Here is a 13763-nt window from a genome sequence, read left to right as displayed (position 1 = left end):
TTGAAACCGCTATTTGTTAGCGTTTTCATCGTCCTGTTTCTATTATATTTGAGCCTTGAAGACCCAAAAAGAGCCATATCGGGCACAATCGGTAATAAACAGGACAAAATGAAAGCGGCCTCACCAGAGAGCCGCCACCAAATTTGTTTATTAAATTTCATTATTAACGCCAATATGGCGGGAACGGGCAGCCAGCTGCTCAAATTCAGACGGCGGCATGCCATAGTGTTTTTTAAAGCATTTACTGAAATAATTCGGATCATTATAGCCCACTTTACCGGCGATTTCAGACAGTCTCACATTTCCTCCAGCAAGCAGTTCCTTGGCCTGCTTCATACGAGTATAGGTAATGAAATCAAGTACAGAGATTCCACCTTCTTTTCGAAAAACCTTCCGTAAATAGCTGGTATCTACATACACGCCATTCGCCACCTGGTCAACTGTCAGCTCACAATCGGAATAATGCTCCCGGATGTACTCTTTGGCGGCAATGAATAAATTGTACGACTTAGAGGGGCGGTGCTCACGACCTTGATCAATGACTTTACTGTACAAGTCTTTTATCCAGCTTTCAGTCTCATCCCAGTTATCCATCTCCCGTAGCCGCTGCTCTGATGAACCTGCTGGTTTCCAGAAACTTTCCGGATTGATCCCTCTTTCTCCAGCATAGGCAAGGCAAAGGGATACTATACTCATTAAAAGAGTAAAGGAATAGCTGCCTCCCCCTCTCTGGCGTCGTAGAATCTCAATTAATTTGCTTATGTCCTTCGCCGCTGCATCGCCATCCCCCATCTTTAACGCCATCAGCATGGCATCCTGAATTCCAAGATGAGTGATTTCTTTGGATGGAAAGGAGAACTCCTCTATCCCTTCAGAGGAATTCTGCTCGTCCATTTGGAGTGGAAAGAGCTTACTAGAAGCCGTCCCTTCTGCAATTATTTCCGGCTTACCAGCTTTGCGTGCACCTATTTTATGTGACTGAAGGCGCTGCTTCACCTTGATCATCATCTCGTTAAACTCTTGCTGGTTAAACGGTTTCAATAAATAATCTTGTACACCTAAGCGAATCGCTTTTTGCGCATAATCAAATTCATTGTGCCCTGTTACAAAAACAATCAGCATATCAGGAGCATTGGCCTGTAACCGGGTAACCAGCTCCATACCGTCCATATAGGGCATGCTAATGTCCACTAAAGCCAAATCAGGTTTCGTCCGTTCCGCTTCTTCCAGCGCTTCTCTGCCATTTGACGCTTCACCACAGACACTGAAATCATATTTACTCCAATCCAGCTTGGTCCGCATATAATAACGAAACAGCGGCTCGTCATCTACAACCATCACTTTATACATCTATGCTGCCCCCCTGCGCTTCCGTTCCGGGAATCGTCATTTTCATAACAGTACCCTTTCCCAGTCTACTTTCCACCGATAGGCCATATGGTTCTCCAAAATACAGCTTAATCCGTTCATGAACGCTGTATATACCAATGGATGCCGGTTTTCCTTCTCGTGAGCGGTATTCTACAATCCGGGACACCTGTTCCTCGGACATGCCAACACCGTTATCCTCCACGGTAATGATAACTTCTCTTCCGTGTGTATAAGCCTCTATTGAGATAAGCCCCTGACTACCCTTTGTTTTTAATCCATGGTAGATTGCATTCTCTATGAGTGGCTGTAGGGACAATTTGGGTACCTTGACTCCTTCGAGAGATTTCGGGATATTAATCTCGTAACGTAATACGTCGGGGTTGCGAACCTGCATAATAGCCAAATAATCAGCTGCATTTGATACTTCCTCGGACAGTGGAATAACCTCGTTTCCTTTGCTAAGAACAACCCGATAGAAGTCTGCCAGTGCCTTGGTCGTATCCCGAGCCGCTTCATTAAGCTCCAAATCGTTGAGTACATAAATCGTATCCAGTGTGTTGTACAGAAAATGTGGTTTGATCTGGGCATGAATCAGAGCTAGTTCATATTCACGTTTCCGGACTTGTTCATTCGTAATCGTCCGCATCAGCTCCTGAATACGACCAACCATGGAATTGAATACGGTGGAGATCAGCCCCGTCTCATCCTCTGTAGTCACTGGTGAGGTGACATTCAGATCGCCTTCCCTTACTTTACGCATCGCCTTCGTCACCTGAAGAAGCGGATTTACGATAATCTGTGACAGCTTTCCTGCAAGCAGCAGAGACAGTAACAGGCATCCTATTCCCACGAATATAGTTAACGTTATATTGCGATGAATATCAGCGGTTAACTTTTGCAGCGAAATGGTATTCACAAGCTTCCAATTCAGCTTATCATAATACGTCACTGTGACCAGCTCTCGCCCGCTCCCCCTGCCGATAATTTCCGAGACAGAGCTTCCCGTCTTCCTAAGACTGCCGTTCAGTCTGTCCTCAGGCTTCAGTAGAAGCTTTGATTTATCAGGTGTAGACACGGTCCTTTGCGTTCCGTCTACTATAAAATATTTCTTGTCCGAAGAGGTTTCTCTAGCGGTTTCCAGAAAAGCAGAAAGAGCATCTTCTTTTACGTTCACAAATAATGTACCTATTAGGTTGCCCGTTTTAAGATTGTACACGACTTTACTTAGTGTGAGCACCGGAACTGCCGGATCACTAACCAGATAATCTCTCTGCTCCATGGGAAGCCAACGGTTAACTCCGTAGCTGCCTTTTTCTTTAGCCTTCTCCAGCATATCGCTGGTGAATACCTTCTGCTCGTTAGGATTACCGTAGGCGTAAGAGGAATAAATCTGGCCTTCCGTATCCACAAACACAGCAGAATCGACATCCGGAAAAATAATCAGATCGATAGAAAGCTGGCTCTGCATTAAATTGCGAAACCGCGTCTGCTCCACTGTCGAGGATAACAACGGACGTTCAGCATACATCCGATGGATGTCGGTAGTTATAATGTTAGCACTACTCTCCGTATTTTTTACAATCGTATCTATTTGCTGCATGATGAGCTTGGATTCATCTTTAAAATTGTACTTAGCCTTTTCGATCATCGAACGGCTGAACATCTGTCCTGAGAGCAAGCCTAAAGCAAGCAATGGAAAAATGATCAACGGTATAAAAATAAGGATAATTTTATTACGAATCTGCAATCTTCCAAACCACTTCACTAAGGAATCCCCCCGCATAACAGCCGCCTCCTGTGTGTTCTAGCGGTAATTCATTATGTGCTTCATATCCGTAAATCTCAAGGAGAAAGTATAAATACATATACAACTAGGGCTAGTGTCAGCAGGATAAAAACATTCTCTACAGCTCCACCTTTTTTCGTGCCTGTACTCATTAGCTTTAGACGCAGCTTAAATGGAATGGGCGGCAGGGGCGTAATTCCCCTTTGGGTGAGAGAGTCGGCTAATAGATGAAGCGCATAAGACATGCCACCTGCTATCCATAGACTGCCACCATCCTGTATACCCGATGAAGCAAAATACAATAAAGTGCTCCAGCCTGCAACAGCATATAAGGTATGAGTCAATCCACGATGCGGGACAAGTGATGTAACTACGAGTATACAAGCTACTATGTAGTTCCAAGGGTCATATGCCCCTCCGTATGCAAATACCGCAGTAGCGATTAGTACCATCACCAGATGCCGCAGCTTTCTTCCCGGCAGGAAAGTCACACTCCCCACAAGTAGGGCCAGTACAATATTCCAAGGGCTTTCAACGATTCCTGCAAAATAAAGATAAATCGCTGCTCCTATCAAAGCAACCTGTAGTACCCTGAGCAGAAAGTCAGGAATCGCCTTGCGTACCAGTAACGAATTCGGTTCATCAATGTCTGGCAGGAGCGAGCTTAATGCGGCGACAGCAATAACCGGGATTGTAATCTCATGGGCCATCAAACTCATAACAGATAGGGTAACCCCGGTGCTGATAATTAAATGGGATCTGCCCATCATAGTGAAACCGCTCCTTTCTAAGATGCAAAAACAAGAACAAATGTGCGGTTATCGAAGTATATCAAGACCCGGTTTTTTTGTCTACATAAAACGCTGAAATCGCTTAGTATATAAGCCTTTGCGCGATTTCTATCTTGTCCTCCCCATGAATATACGATACAATTTGGACAACTTGACCTTGTCGTCTACATAGAGACGGCAGCTGCTGAAGAAAGGATGACCTAAGTAGTGAAGCGTTCCCGTATAGCCGATTTTAGCCTGCTATTGGTGGCGATGATGTGGGGATGTACCTTTCTGATTGTACAAAATGCTGTCAAGGTGTTGCCACCGCTCGCGTTTAATAGTATCCGCTTTATGGGCGCTGCCCTGTTGCTGGCTCTAATCACAGTTATTTTTTACCGCAAGGATTGGAAACAGCTTAGTTTCCGCATGGTACGCGATTCTCTGCTGCTTGGCCTTTTTTTGTTTATGGGCTATGGCTTTCAGACGATGGGACTTCTATATACAACAACCTCTAATACCGGCTTTATTACCGGGCTATCGGTTGTCCTAGTTCCCTTTCTGTCTCTTGCCCTATTGAAGCATGCGATTTCACGATACACTTGGTTCAGTGCGGCACTCGCCGCAATCGGGCTTTATCTGTTGACCTTCACGGGCTCTGCATTATCCTTGAATAAAGGCGATGCCTTGATTCTTCTGTGTGCCATAGCTTTTGCGTTACAGGTAGCCTATACTGGCGTTTATGCACCTCATTATCCGGCGTTGCCGCTAGCTACTCTGCAGCTTGCTTTCGTTGGGCTGTTCAGTATTGCTGCCTCGCTTATTTTTGAAGGGGCAACACCGCTCGCCCACAGCGGGGAGCTGATTAAGGACCCAGATGTGCTTTGGGCTCTGCTGATCTCCATCGGGCCAACCAGCGCTTTTGCCTTCTGGATTCAAACCGCCTGTCAGAAATATACTACCCCATCACGGGTAGCCATTATTTATGCCACAGAACCGGTATTTGCCGTTCTGACGGGTTTAGCCTTTGGCGGGGAAACACTCGGGTTGTCCGCTCTGCTCGGTTGTGGTTGTATTCTGGGGGCTATGCTTATGGCAGAGCTGAGCCCGGAACCGGGTCAGAATCAACATAAGAAGAGTTATTTTTCCAAATTACATCTATTTAGAAAGAGATAAGGAGAGAGACAAATGTACAAATTGATCGCAATTGATATTGATGACACTCTGATTAATGATGACAAGGAAGTAACACCTGCTACCCAAACTGCGCTTGAAGAGGCTGTTGCCGCAGGTGTTGTTGTAACCCTTGCTACAGGCCGTGCTTACGCTTCCGCTCAAGCCATTGCCCGTCAAACTGGACTAAACGTACCTATCATTACTTACCAGGGTGCACTCGTTAAGAACTTGCTCGATGAAAAAGTACTGTATGAGCGTTACGTCCCGCAAGATGCAGTCCGCAAGCTGTTCACTTACTGCGTGGAGCATAATCTGCATCTGCAAACTTACATTGACGACAAGCTATATGCCCGTGAAGACAACCAAAAGATCAAAGACTATACGGACTTGAATAAAACTCAATATTTTATTGAGCCTGACTGGGAAAAGCTTGTTCCGCAAAAAACACCAAAAATGCTAATTATCGATGATCCTGATTTCTTGGATGAGCTGGCTCCAATCCTGCATGAATTGCTTGGCGATTCCGTGCATATTACCAAATCCAAACCACACTTCCTGGAAATCATGCATCATGAAGGAACCAAGGGCATTGCACTTGAATTCCTAGCCAAACATTACGGCTGTGAGCTTTCCGAGACCATCGCTGTAGGTGATTCTTGGAACGACCATGAGATGCTGGAAGCTGCCGGACTTGGCGTCGCTATGGAGAATGCTATTCCTGCTCTGAAAGAAATTGCTGATTTCGTGACCTTAAGCAACAATGACGATGGCGTGAAATATGCGATTGATAAATTCATTCTTAATAAAGTGAACTAAACTTCCTTAAGCAAAAGGGTGCAGCAACGCCATATTTCATGACGTTGCTGCACCCTTTTTTATTCCAAAACTCAAACTCCTGTAGAAGCTAATTCCACTTTCTCGGGTCCCATTCCACTCTCTTCTTCCTGCTCTAGCTGAGAATAGTACAAATCATTATATCTTCCTTCAGCAGCAAGCAGTACATCATGCGTTCCACTCTCCACAATTTCACCATTCTCCATCACGAGAATGATATCAGCGTTCTGAATCGTAGATAAACGGTGCGCGATAACAAGTGTAGTTTTGTCTCCCATTAGTTTACGAATGGCCTGCTGCACCAGTTTTTCTGATTCATTGTCAAGTGCAGCAGTAGCTTCATCCAACAGTAGAATAGGAGCGTTTCTCAGAATTGCTCTTGCAATGGAAAGCCGCTGACGTTGTCCCCCGGACAGTCGTGAGCCTTCCTCACCAATATCAGTATCCAGTCCCTCAGGCAATTCCATTACAAAATCATAGGCATTCGCTTTTCGCAAAGCTTCCAGAATTTCTTGCTCATCCGCCTCTGGATTTCCATTCCGGATATTATCACGAATGCTTCCTGTATAAAGACCTGCCTCTTGCGGCACATAGGAAAAATAACTTCTAAGCTTAGCCAGACTCATCTCGTTGATCCGCTGCCCATTGATTATTACTTCGCCCTCATCGGGTTCATACAATCCCAGCAATAGTTTGAAAAGCGTAGATTTACCTCCACCACTCGGTCCCACAACCGCCATCTGTGTTCCTTTTTGAAGCTCTAAGCTGATCTTGTTTATACTTTGTCTCTCTGCTCCCGGATACGAGAATGAGATCGACGACATAACCATACTCTCAAATTCTGGTTGCTTAGTCTTCACTTCTGGAAGGGTCTCAACCTCCACCGGGCTATCCAACACCTCAAAGATCCGTCCCGCCGCCCCAAGTGATTGCTGCATCGAATTGATCAGTCCGGGCAGTGAAGAGAACGGCATCACTAAATAATTCATGAGCTGGATGAAAGCAATCATCGCACCGACCTCAAGTGATCCTTTTGCCACAAAATAACCAGCCACGACCAGCGCCAGAAGAAACGTAAAGTTTCCCAAAAAAGAGGAGAATGAGCCAGTAGCTCCCTCAATTCTTCCCCGCTTCAATTCTTCAGAAGTAATATTCTCACTATGCTCCTGATACTGCTTCATTAGTCTGCGTTCAATGCTAAAGGATTTAAACACCATACTACTGCCTAGAATGTCATGTAAAAAGGAAGTAATCTTGCTCATATTAGTCTGAATCTTCACACTGTTCTCACGCATCGCTGAACCAAAGATTTTTCCCGTAAGGAACATCAAAGGCCCCATTGCAAAACAGATCAATGCCAGTAGCCAGTTAATATAGAGCAAATAACCAAAAGCCGCGAGGGCTAGTAAAGGGTTACGGATTAGATCAATCATTACCTCGCCTGTAGCATTACCAACAGATTGATTATCATTAGTAAAGCGGGACAATAAATCCCCGGAATGATTACGGTCAAAATAAGACTGAGGAAGAGCTAAGGCATGCCGCATCATATCCAACCGCAGCTCATTTCTGATCTTGACAGAGATTTTATTTTTGAAATATCGATCGATGAAACCGTTAATTGCACTCACTAATAAGTAGATTAATCCAAAAATAACCAGCCCTTTAAAAGCTTTCACATCGAGTCTAACCGCAGCATCCGTAATTACTGAGAGCAGCCAAGCAATCGTTAAATCCAGAACAATCCCAAATAAAGTCGTAAATAATAAAATCGTATACAAAAGCTTGTGCCTTAACATATATGTACTTAATCTTGAAAATACGCCTTTCTGCTTCAAAGAACCAGCCCTCTCACTTAAAATTCTATACCTCTAACCTTAGCGAACACCTTATTATCATGCCGTTCCCCGTCATACCCAAGACTCGCACTGCGCAGGATCCCTTCCAGTGTAAAAGCCGCACGTTCGGCTACCGCGGCACTTTTGGTGTTTCGTGCACTACAAAAGATTTCGAGACGATTCGCCCCTAATTCCCGTATGGCAAAAACTTTCTCTGATTCTTCTAATGTGGGTATTACTTGAGCAAAAGCCAGAGGCACGAATGAGCAGCCTCTCTGTTTCAAAACTCTCGGGAAAATCAAGCAGGATTGGATCCTTGGAGTCAGCCACTTCGTACTCCTCCCCTGGCGATGATAATTATTCTAAATATGTAAAAATAATACGATATGCTTTTTGATTATATAGTATAAATCGGGATCTGAATACTGAATGCAATAGAAATCACAAAAGGAACATCAACAGGCTGAAGTTACCCGAATGATGTCCCTTTTTGATTTAGTGAATATCTCAACTAAAGCGGACCACTCCATTTATTGGCTTGAAGAGTTAATTAAACGGATTCAACAAGGCGGAATATAACAGGTTTAAATAGGATCACGAAAACTCCCTTCCAGCAAATGAAGGGAGTTTTCTTTTTATCTAAATTTCATCTAATTTCCGAAGATCCTAAGGGTATTCTCATCCCCGTTTCGGCCAGCGTAACATTTTCCGGTAAAATATATGATTTTCTCATATCCACATCATGCGACATATGGGTATAGATTGCCTTTTGAGGCTTCACAGTTTGCAGCAGCTCCGCTGCTTCCGTCATATCGTATACAGAACGAGTCGATAACTCCGCTGCTTCGTAATAGAAGCTTGTACCTAATACCAGCAAGTCAGCTCCATGCATCAGGCGTGTCTCTTCAGCTCCAAGAGAAATGGAATCTGGACAATACACCCATACATAGCCCTCCTTCTCCAGACGAAAAGCATACGAGTATCCATTCTTGCCATGGTTCACTTTCCAGGTATCTATTGTCCAGCCGTCTAGCTCTATACCTTCATCACAAGGAATCATCTCGATCTGATTGCGCAGCCACGGGTATTGCCGCTCAATAATCGGAATCACTTCCGCTGGTGCATAGAGCTGGCCCTTATATCCCATCCAACGGCAAGAATCCGCCCATTCCGGCAGCCCACCAATATGATCAAAATGAGCGTGTGTCACCAGCAGTCTGCGCATATTCCGTACTCCCTGCGCCTCCATCTGACGCCGCCAGTCAGGCCCACAATCGATCACTAAAAAGTCACTGCCATTATCTATAAGTACAGAAGAGCGCAGGCGAATATTTTCACCCTGTTCCCTTGCCTCTGTACAGGTCTCACAGCTGCAATATACCCGAGGAACCCCCATGGCATCCCCTGTACCCAAAAACACCAACGTATCCATCTGTTATCTCTCCTTCAGGTTCTCTTCAACGAAGTAATAAATCAAAATTACCCTCTCTCTATCTTAAAGAGACCCACCAAAAAAAGCCATCCCCACCACAGAAGAACTGCTGGGATGACTCTTTTGTTATACCTCTACCTTATATTCCGGCAAGTACCTGATACCAAATTCCACGCTTGGAATAAAGTGAACTTCGCACCTCATCCCAGCCTCCTAAATAGTTAATATCAAAGAGGCCCGCCGGATCAGGGTAATCGCTTTTGTGCTCAGTATAGACTTGTTTATCCACGGGACGAAAGCCATATTTTGCAAAGATCTCTTGTGCCTGTGGGGTTATCAAAAAATCAACCAGTGCTTCTGATGCTATGCGTGTCCCATGCTCATCCGCATATTTCTCTATAACAGCCGCCGGATTCTCAATCAGAATTGTATTTTTAGGAATAATGACTTCGTATTTGACTCCCTGAGCAATCCGGGCCAGCAGTTCATTCTCATAGGTGACAATTACATCCCCCACTCCATACTCGAAGGCTGCCATAGAAGCGCGGCCACTCTTATCCAGAGACTCTACATTGGCATGGATGCTTTCCAAAAAAGCTTTGGCTGCTGCTGGATCCTTTGCCCCCTCCTGCTCCTCTGACAGCTTCAGACCAGCCCCATAGATCGCGTTGATATCCCATTGCGCACCACCAGAGGTCTTCGGGTTTGGATATAATACTTTAATCCCCGGCTTGGCTAAGTCCGCAAAATCGCGAATGCCTTTGGGATTTCCTTCGCGGGTACCAAGTGCTACTACTGAACGTGTCACCATGCCTTGTTCACCCTGCTCTTTCCATGTCGGCGCTACGAGTCCAGCCTTAACTAGCTTCTCGACATCACCTTCCATGGCTAGCAGCGTCACATCCGCTTCAAATCCACCTACAATCGCTCGCGCCTGTGTCCCTGAAGCCTCATAAGACTCCTGAAAATTAATATCCTGACCCGTATCCGCCTTCCACTTGGCAGCAAATAACGGTAAAATATCCTGCATCGCATCCTTAGCCACACTGTATGCGCCAATTACCAGCGTAACATCCCCTTGCTTCGAAGGCTCTGCCATCGTCGTAGCTGCCTTCTCATTCCCGCAACCGACTGCTGTCAGCGTGAGTATGGCCAGCATTAGGGCAGCAAAACATCCGTGCAGTTGTCTGCTCCTTTTGACATTCATTGCGGCCCACATCCTTCGAGGTAATGATTTTTAAATAAAAATCGGCATTGGATCTTCTTTCAGGTTGTTCTCCTGGATCCAGCTGCGCTCATCATTAAACAGATAAGCCCGATGTACCAGTACTGAGATTTCCTGACCCGGCTGCAAGGTTTCTTTCTCCAACGAACGGTAGGTGACCAGCTTGTGGCCATTTACTTCAACCTCAACGAGCCATTCGCTGCCGCGGAAATGCAGATGTTTCACAACACCTTTTTCCGTGGCAGAAGCCATCTTGAACTCATGCAGATTACCCACTTCAATGTATTCAGGACGAATCAGCGCTTTGGTAGGCTTGCCGTCCCCCGCACCTGTAAAGCCTTTAACCTCAGAAGCGTTCTCAATCAGCGTAGATTCGCCGATAAATGTTGCCACGAACGGTGTTTTGGGTTCCTTGTAAATATCCCACGGGGTACCCTTTTGTTCCAAACGTCCTTGATTAATGATCATAATTTCATCCGCTACTTCAATCGCTTCATCTTGGTCATGGGTTACGAAAATAGAGGTGATACCTACACGCTCGATCAGTTCACGCAGCCAAGCGCGCAGCTCCTGGCGGATCTTCGCATCAATAGCGGCAAAAGGTTCATCTAAAAGCAGCAGCTGTGGTTCAGGCGCAAGCGCACGTGCAAAAGCCACACGCTGACGTTGTCCCCCTGATAGCTGATGCGGATAACGTTTCTCGAACCCTTTTAACCCTGTAAGCTCCACAAGTTCCATAACGCGATCGCGGATAGCTGTTTTGTTAGCCTTTTTAACCTTTAAGCCAAAAGCGATATTATCAAATACAGTCATATGTTTGAAGAGTGCATAGTTCTGGAAGACGAAGCCGATCCCACGTTCTTGAGGAGGAAGATTGTTCACCGTCTGACCATGAAAAATAATCTCTCCGGTATCCGGTGACTCCAGTCCCGCCAGCATACGTAGAATTGAGGTTTTCCCGCCTCCACTTGGGCCGAGCAATCCAATCAGGTGACCTTTTGTAATGGTGAAATTGACGTCCTTGACCGCATGAAAATCTCCAAAATGCTTGTTTAACCCCCGCACTTCTACATGCATATTACTGCACTTCCTTTCTTCTCTTGGTCCATTCCATCAACAGCAGCAGACCTGCGGAAAATGCAGCCAGAACTAGCGCTATTCCTCCAGCAGCCGTCACATTAAAATTCTCAACATCCTGATAGACTAAAGTTGTCGCCGTCTGAGTTTTGTTCATAATGTTCCCCGAAACTACGAGCACCGCGCCGAACTCTCCAAGTGAACGTGCCACCGTAAGAATGACACCATACACAACCGCCCAACGAATTGAAGGCCAAGTTACCTTCCAAAAAATAGTCCAGCTACGAGCGCCCAATGTCGAAGCCGCTTCCTCCTGCTGTGAACCAATCTCCTGAAGCACCGGCATCACCTCGCGCACCATTAAAGGAAAGGTAACAAATAAAGTGGCGATGATCATTCCAGGAATCGCATAAACGATCTTTAGTCCAATCCCCTCAAAAATCGCTCCCAAGGTACTATCGGGACCCAGCAACAGGACAATCATCAATCCTCCGATTACAGGGGATACCGCGTAAGGCAAATCTACAATACTGTTCAATAATCCTTTTAGACGCTTGCCGATCCAGTTCGCCCGAACAAGATACAGAGCCATCATAATACCGAACAATGTATTTAATAACGTAACTACTATCACAACAAGCCCAGTCATCATAAGCGCATGCAGCGCTTCGGGCCTAGTCAGAGCGTTCCAGAAACCACCAAATCCTTCACTAAAAGCACCCATAGCCATTTTTCCTAATGGAGCAGCAATGAGCAGAAAAAACACTAAATAAGTAAGAGCAATCCATAATTTCCTCATGAGCGTCTCCCCCGCATCTGCAGCATATTAATCAGCCAAAGAATGAGAAAGGATAAGGTCAAGAGAATAACAGAAACCGCAGCGGCGGAGACCGGATTATCACTTTCAACTTCACCAAAAATAAAAACAGAAGATACAAGCGTACGGCCCGGAATATTACCTGCGACGAGGACCACTGCACCAAATTCCGCAAGCGCTCTTGAAAATGCGAGCATCCCACCACTGATCATCCCAGGCGCCATTGATGGAAGAATAACTTGCCAGAATACCCTTGCCCCCTTGGCACCCATTGTATATGCTGCTTCCTCTTCGGATGGATCCAACTCCTCCAGCAAGGGCTGAACCGCTCGAATCACGAATGGAAACGTCACGAACACCATAGCAATTACGATAGCCGGTTGATGAAAAACAATTTCAAATCCTAGTGCCTCAGCTGCTTTGCCGATAAGGCTACCTGGTCCAAGCAGCAGTAGAATCATCAAACCTCCGACCGCTGTTGGAAGTGCAAAAGGTAAATCGACCAGACTGTTTAGCAGCGCTTTACCAGCAAATTGATAACGAATAAGGACCCAAGCAATCATAGTTCCTAAGAAGACATTAATTAAAGTAGCGATAATCGCCAGCTTTAAGGTTAGCAGCACCGACTTCCAAGCAATTGGGTCGCTGACGCTTTCCACAAAATTGCCAAAACCAAGAGAAAAAGAGTTGTAATAGACCCCGAGTATGGGCAACACGATTAATACTACAAAATAGAGCAAAATTGTAGTTCGGAAACCCCAAGTCCAGCCTTTGTGTCTAAGCAGCGAATTCAATGATTTTTGCCCTCCCACCTCCGGATAACCGGTCGGTATACTAACCAAAATCCTCATTAATTATTCCTATTTATATACTTGGTTTTATATTATTACTACTTTACCAAATCCTTCTCACCGCCGTCAATTACTTTCAAGTGAATTTGGGTTAAAATATATGTATCAAAGGTACACTAAAAAATGGCACCTTACAGGAAGGGGAATGATTATGTTGCATACTCTGGAGATCACTACTACAAAGCGGGATGAATTACGTGATATTACTCGGGAAGTCATTTCTTATGTAAAAAAAAGTGGAATTCAAGATGGATTGATTGTAGTTTATTGTCCTCATACCACTGCTGGTATTGCTATTAATGAAAATGCAGATCCTGATGTGAAGCATGATGTTCTGATGCGTTTGGATGAGGTCTACCCTTGGGAGCATCCGAAGTATCGGCATGCGGAAGGCAATACTGCCTCTCATCTTAAATCTATTACTACCGGGCCTTCCCAGACCCTGATCATCCACGAAGGTGAATTAATTCTCGGTCGTTGGCAAGGTATTTATTTCTGTGAGTTCGATGGCCCTAGACGCCGGCAATGTTTCTTAAAAATAGTAGAGGGATAATAAACATACAAATGGCCGCTTCCGTTATCGCTG

The 13763-nt window shown here is 45.2% G+C and carries 13 protein-coding genes; 3 read left to right on the top strand and 10 right to left on the bottom strand.

The window, feature by feature from the left end:
- Positions 1 to 150: 150 nt before the first annotated feature.
- The 3 genes from MHB56_RS20385 to MHB56_RS20375 are packed head-to-tail and all read right to left on the bottom strand — an operon-like array spanning position 151 to position 3927.
- The gene (locus MHB56_RS20385) at positions 151 to 1350 is read right to left on the bottom strand and encodes a response regulator transcription factor (RefSeq protein ID WP_341143932.1); all 1200 of its coding nucleotides are present in this window, start codon (positions 1348 to 1350) and stop codon (positions 151 to 153) included.
- Positions 1343 to 3154 carry a cache domain-containing sensor histidine kinase gene (locus MHB56_RS20380; RefSeq protein WP_076128157.1) on the bottom strand — a complete coding sequence of 604 codons (1812 nt, stop codon included), beginning with the start codon at positions 3152 to 3154 and terminating at the stop codon, positions 1343 to 1345. The genes MHB56_RS20385 and MHB56_RS20380 overlap by 8 nt, the downstream gene beginning before the upstream one ends.
- A gap of 59 nt (positions 3155 to 3213) precedes the next feature.
- Positions 3214 to 3927 (bottom strand): metal-dependent hydrolase, encoded by a 714-nt coding sequence (locus MHB56_RS20375; RefSeq protein WP_076128159.1) that lies wholly within the window; start codon positions 3925 to 3927, stop codon positions 3214 to 3216.
- Between the two features lie 228 nt (positions 3928 to 4155).
- Here MHB56_RS20375 and MHB56_RS20370 point away from each other — a divergent pair, with 228 nt between their 5' ends.
- Positions 4156 to 5103: a DMT family transporter gene (locus MHB56_RS20370; RefSeq protein ID WP_052096830.1), complete on the top strand. Its 948-nt coding sequence runs from the start codon at positions 4156 to 4158 to the stop codon at positions 5101 to 5103.
- A 12-nt stretch (positions 5104 to 5115) separates the two neighbouring features.
- Positions 5116 to 5919: a Cof-type HAD-IIB family hydrolase gene (locus MHB56_RS20365; RefSeq protein WP_038569149.1), complete on the top strand. Its 804-nt coding sequence runs from the start codon at positions 5116 to 5118 to the stop codon at positions 5917 to 5919.
- Between the two features lie 71 nt (positions 5920 to 5990).
- On the opposite strand, the gene MHB56_RS20360 is transcribed toward MHB56_RS20365, so the two are convergent.
- The 7 genes from MHB56_RS20360 to cysT form a co-directional block, all read right to left on the bottom strand.
- On the bottom strand, positions 5991 to 7775 hold the full coding sequence (locus MHB56_RS20360; protein WP_076302208.1) for an ABC transporter ATP-binding protein: 1785 nt from the start codon (positions 7773 to 7775) through the stop codon (positions 5991 to 5993).
- Positions 7776 to 7792: 17 nt separating this feature from the next.
- Entirely contained in the window at positions 7793 to 8035 is a 243-nt protein-coding gene (locus MHB56_RS20355; RefSeq protein ID WP_341143931.1) for a GNAT family N-acetyltransferase, read from the bottom strand.
- 386 nt (positions 8036 to 8421) lie between these two features.
- Positions 8422 to 9207 (bottom strand): MBL fold metallo-hydrolase, encoded by a 786-nt coding sequence (locus MHB56_RS20350; RefSeq protein WP_076194741.1) that lies wholly within the window; start codon positions 9205 to 9207, stop codon positions 8422 to 8424.
- 139 nt (positions 9208 to 9346) lie between these two features.
- Entirely contained in the window at positions 9347 to 10414 is a 1068-nt protein-coding gene (locus MHB56_RS20345) for a sulfate ABC transporter substrate-binding protein (RefSeq protein ID WP_076194739.1), read from the bottom strand.
- Positions 10415 to 10444: 30 nt separating this feature from the next.
- A complete protein-coding gene (locus MHB56_RS20340; protein ID WP_076104838.1) occupies positions 10445 to 11509 on the bottom strand; it encodes a sulfate/molybdate ABC transporter ATP-binding protein in 1065 nt (354 codons plus the stop codon).
- 1 nt (position 11510) lies between these two features.
- The gene (locus tag MHB56_RS20335) at positions 11511 to 12308 is read right to left on the bottom strand and encodes a sulfate ABC transporter permease subunit (RefSeq protein ID WP_036681745.1); all 798 of its coding nucleotides are present in this window, start codon (positions 12306 to 12308) and stop codon (positions 11511 to 11513) included.
- A complete protein-coding gene (gene cysT, locus MHB56_RS20330; RefSeq protein WP_076142155.1) occupies positions 12305 to 13120 on the bottom strand; it encodes a sulfate ABC transporter permease subunit CysT in 816 nt (271 codons plus the stop codon). The genes MHB56_RS20335 and cysT overlap by 4 nt, the downstream gene beginning before the upstream one ends.
- A gap of 208 nt (positions 13121 to 13328) precedes the next feature.
- Here cysT and MHB56_RS20325 point away from each other — a divergent pair, with 208 nt between their 5' ends.
- The gene (locus tag MHB56_RS20325; RefSeq protein ID WP_036681742.1) at positions 13329 to 13730 is read left to right on the top strand and encodes a secondary thiamine-phosphate synthase enzyme YjbQ; all 402 of its coding nucleotides are present in this window, start codon (positions 13329 to 13331) and stop codon (positions 13728 to 13730) included.
- Positions 13731 to 13763: the final 33 nt, after the last annotated feature.

This window comes from Paenibacillus sp. FSL H8-0315 (assembly GCF_038005365.1).
GTDB classification, from domain to species: Bacteria; Bacillota; Bacilli; order Paenibacillales; family Paenibacillaceae; genus Paenibacillus_AQ; species Paenibacillus_AQ odorifer.
The sequence above is the reverse complement of the archived record's forward strand: the minus strand, read 5'-3'. Positions and strand labels throughout refer to the sequence as shown.

What these genes read in the sequence shown, in the direction of transcription:
- MHB56_RS20385 (WP_341143932.1), bottom strand. Translation starts at nt 1,350, where the DNA reads ATGTATAAAGTGATGGTTGTAGATGACGAGCCGCTGTTTCGTTATTAT.
- MHB56_RS20380 (WP_076128157.1), bottom strand. Translation starts at nt 3,154, where the DNA reads ATGCGGGGGGATTCCTTAGTGAAGTGGTTTGGAAGATTGCAGATTCGT.
- MHB56_RS20375 (WP_076128159.1), bottom strand. Translation starts at nt 3,927, where the DNA reads ATGATGGGCAGATCCCATTTAATTATCAGCACCGGGGTTACCCTATCT.
- MHB56_RS20365 (WP_038569149.1), top strand. Translation starts at nt 5,116, where the DNA reads ATGTACAAATTGATCGCAATTGATATTGATGACACTCTGATTAATGAT.
- MHB56_RS20350 (WP_076194741.1), bottom strand. Translation starts at nt 9,207, where the DNA reads ATGGATACGTTGGTGTTTTTGGGTACAGGGGATGCCATGGGGGTTCCT.
- MHB56_RS20345 (WP_076194739.1), bottom strand. Translation starts at nt 10,414, where the DNA reads ATGAATGTCAAAAGGAGCAGACAACTGCACGGATGTTTTGCTGCCCTA.
- MHB56_RS20340 (WP_076104838.1), bottom strand. Translation starts at nt 11,509, where the DNA reads ATGCATGTAGAAGTGCGGGGGTTAAACAAGCATTTTGGAGATTTTCAT.
- MHB56_RS20335 (WP_036681745.1), bottom strand. Translation starts at nt 12,308, where the DNA reads ATGAGGAAATTATGGATTGCTCTTACTTATTTAGTGTTTTTTCTGCTC.
- MHB56_RS20325 (WP_036681742.1), top strand. Translation starts at nt 13,329, where the DNA reads ATGTTGCATACTCTGGAGATCACTACTACAAAGCGGGATGAATTACGT.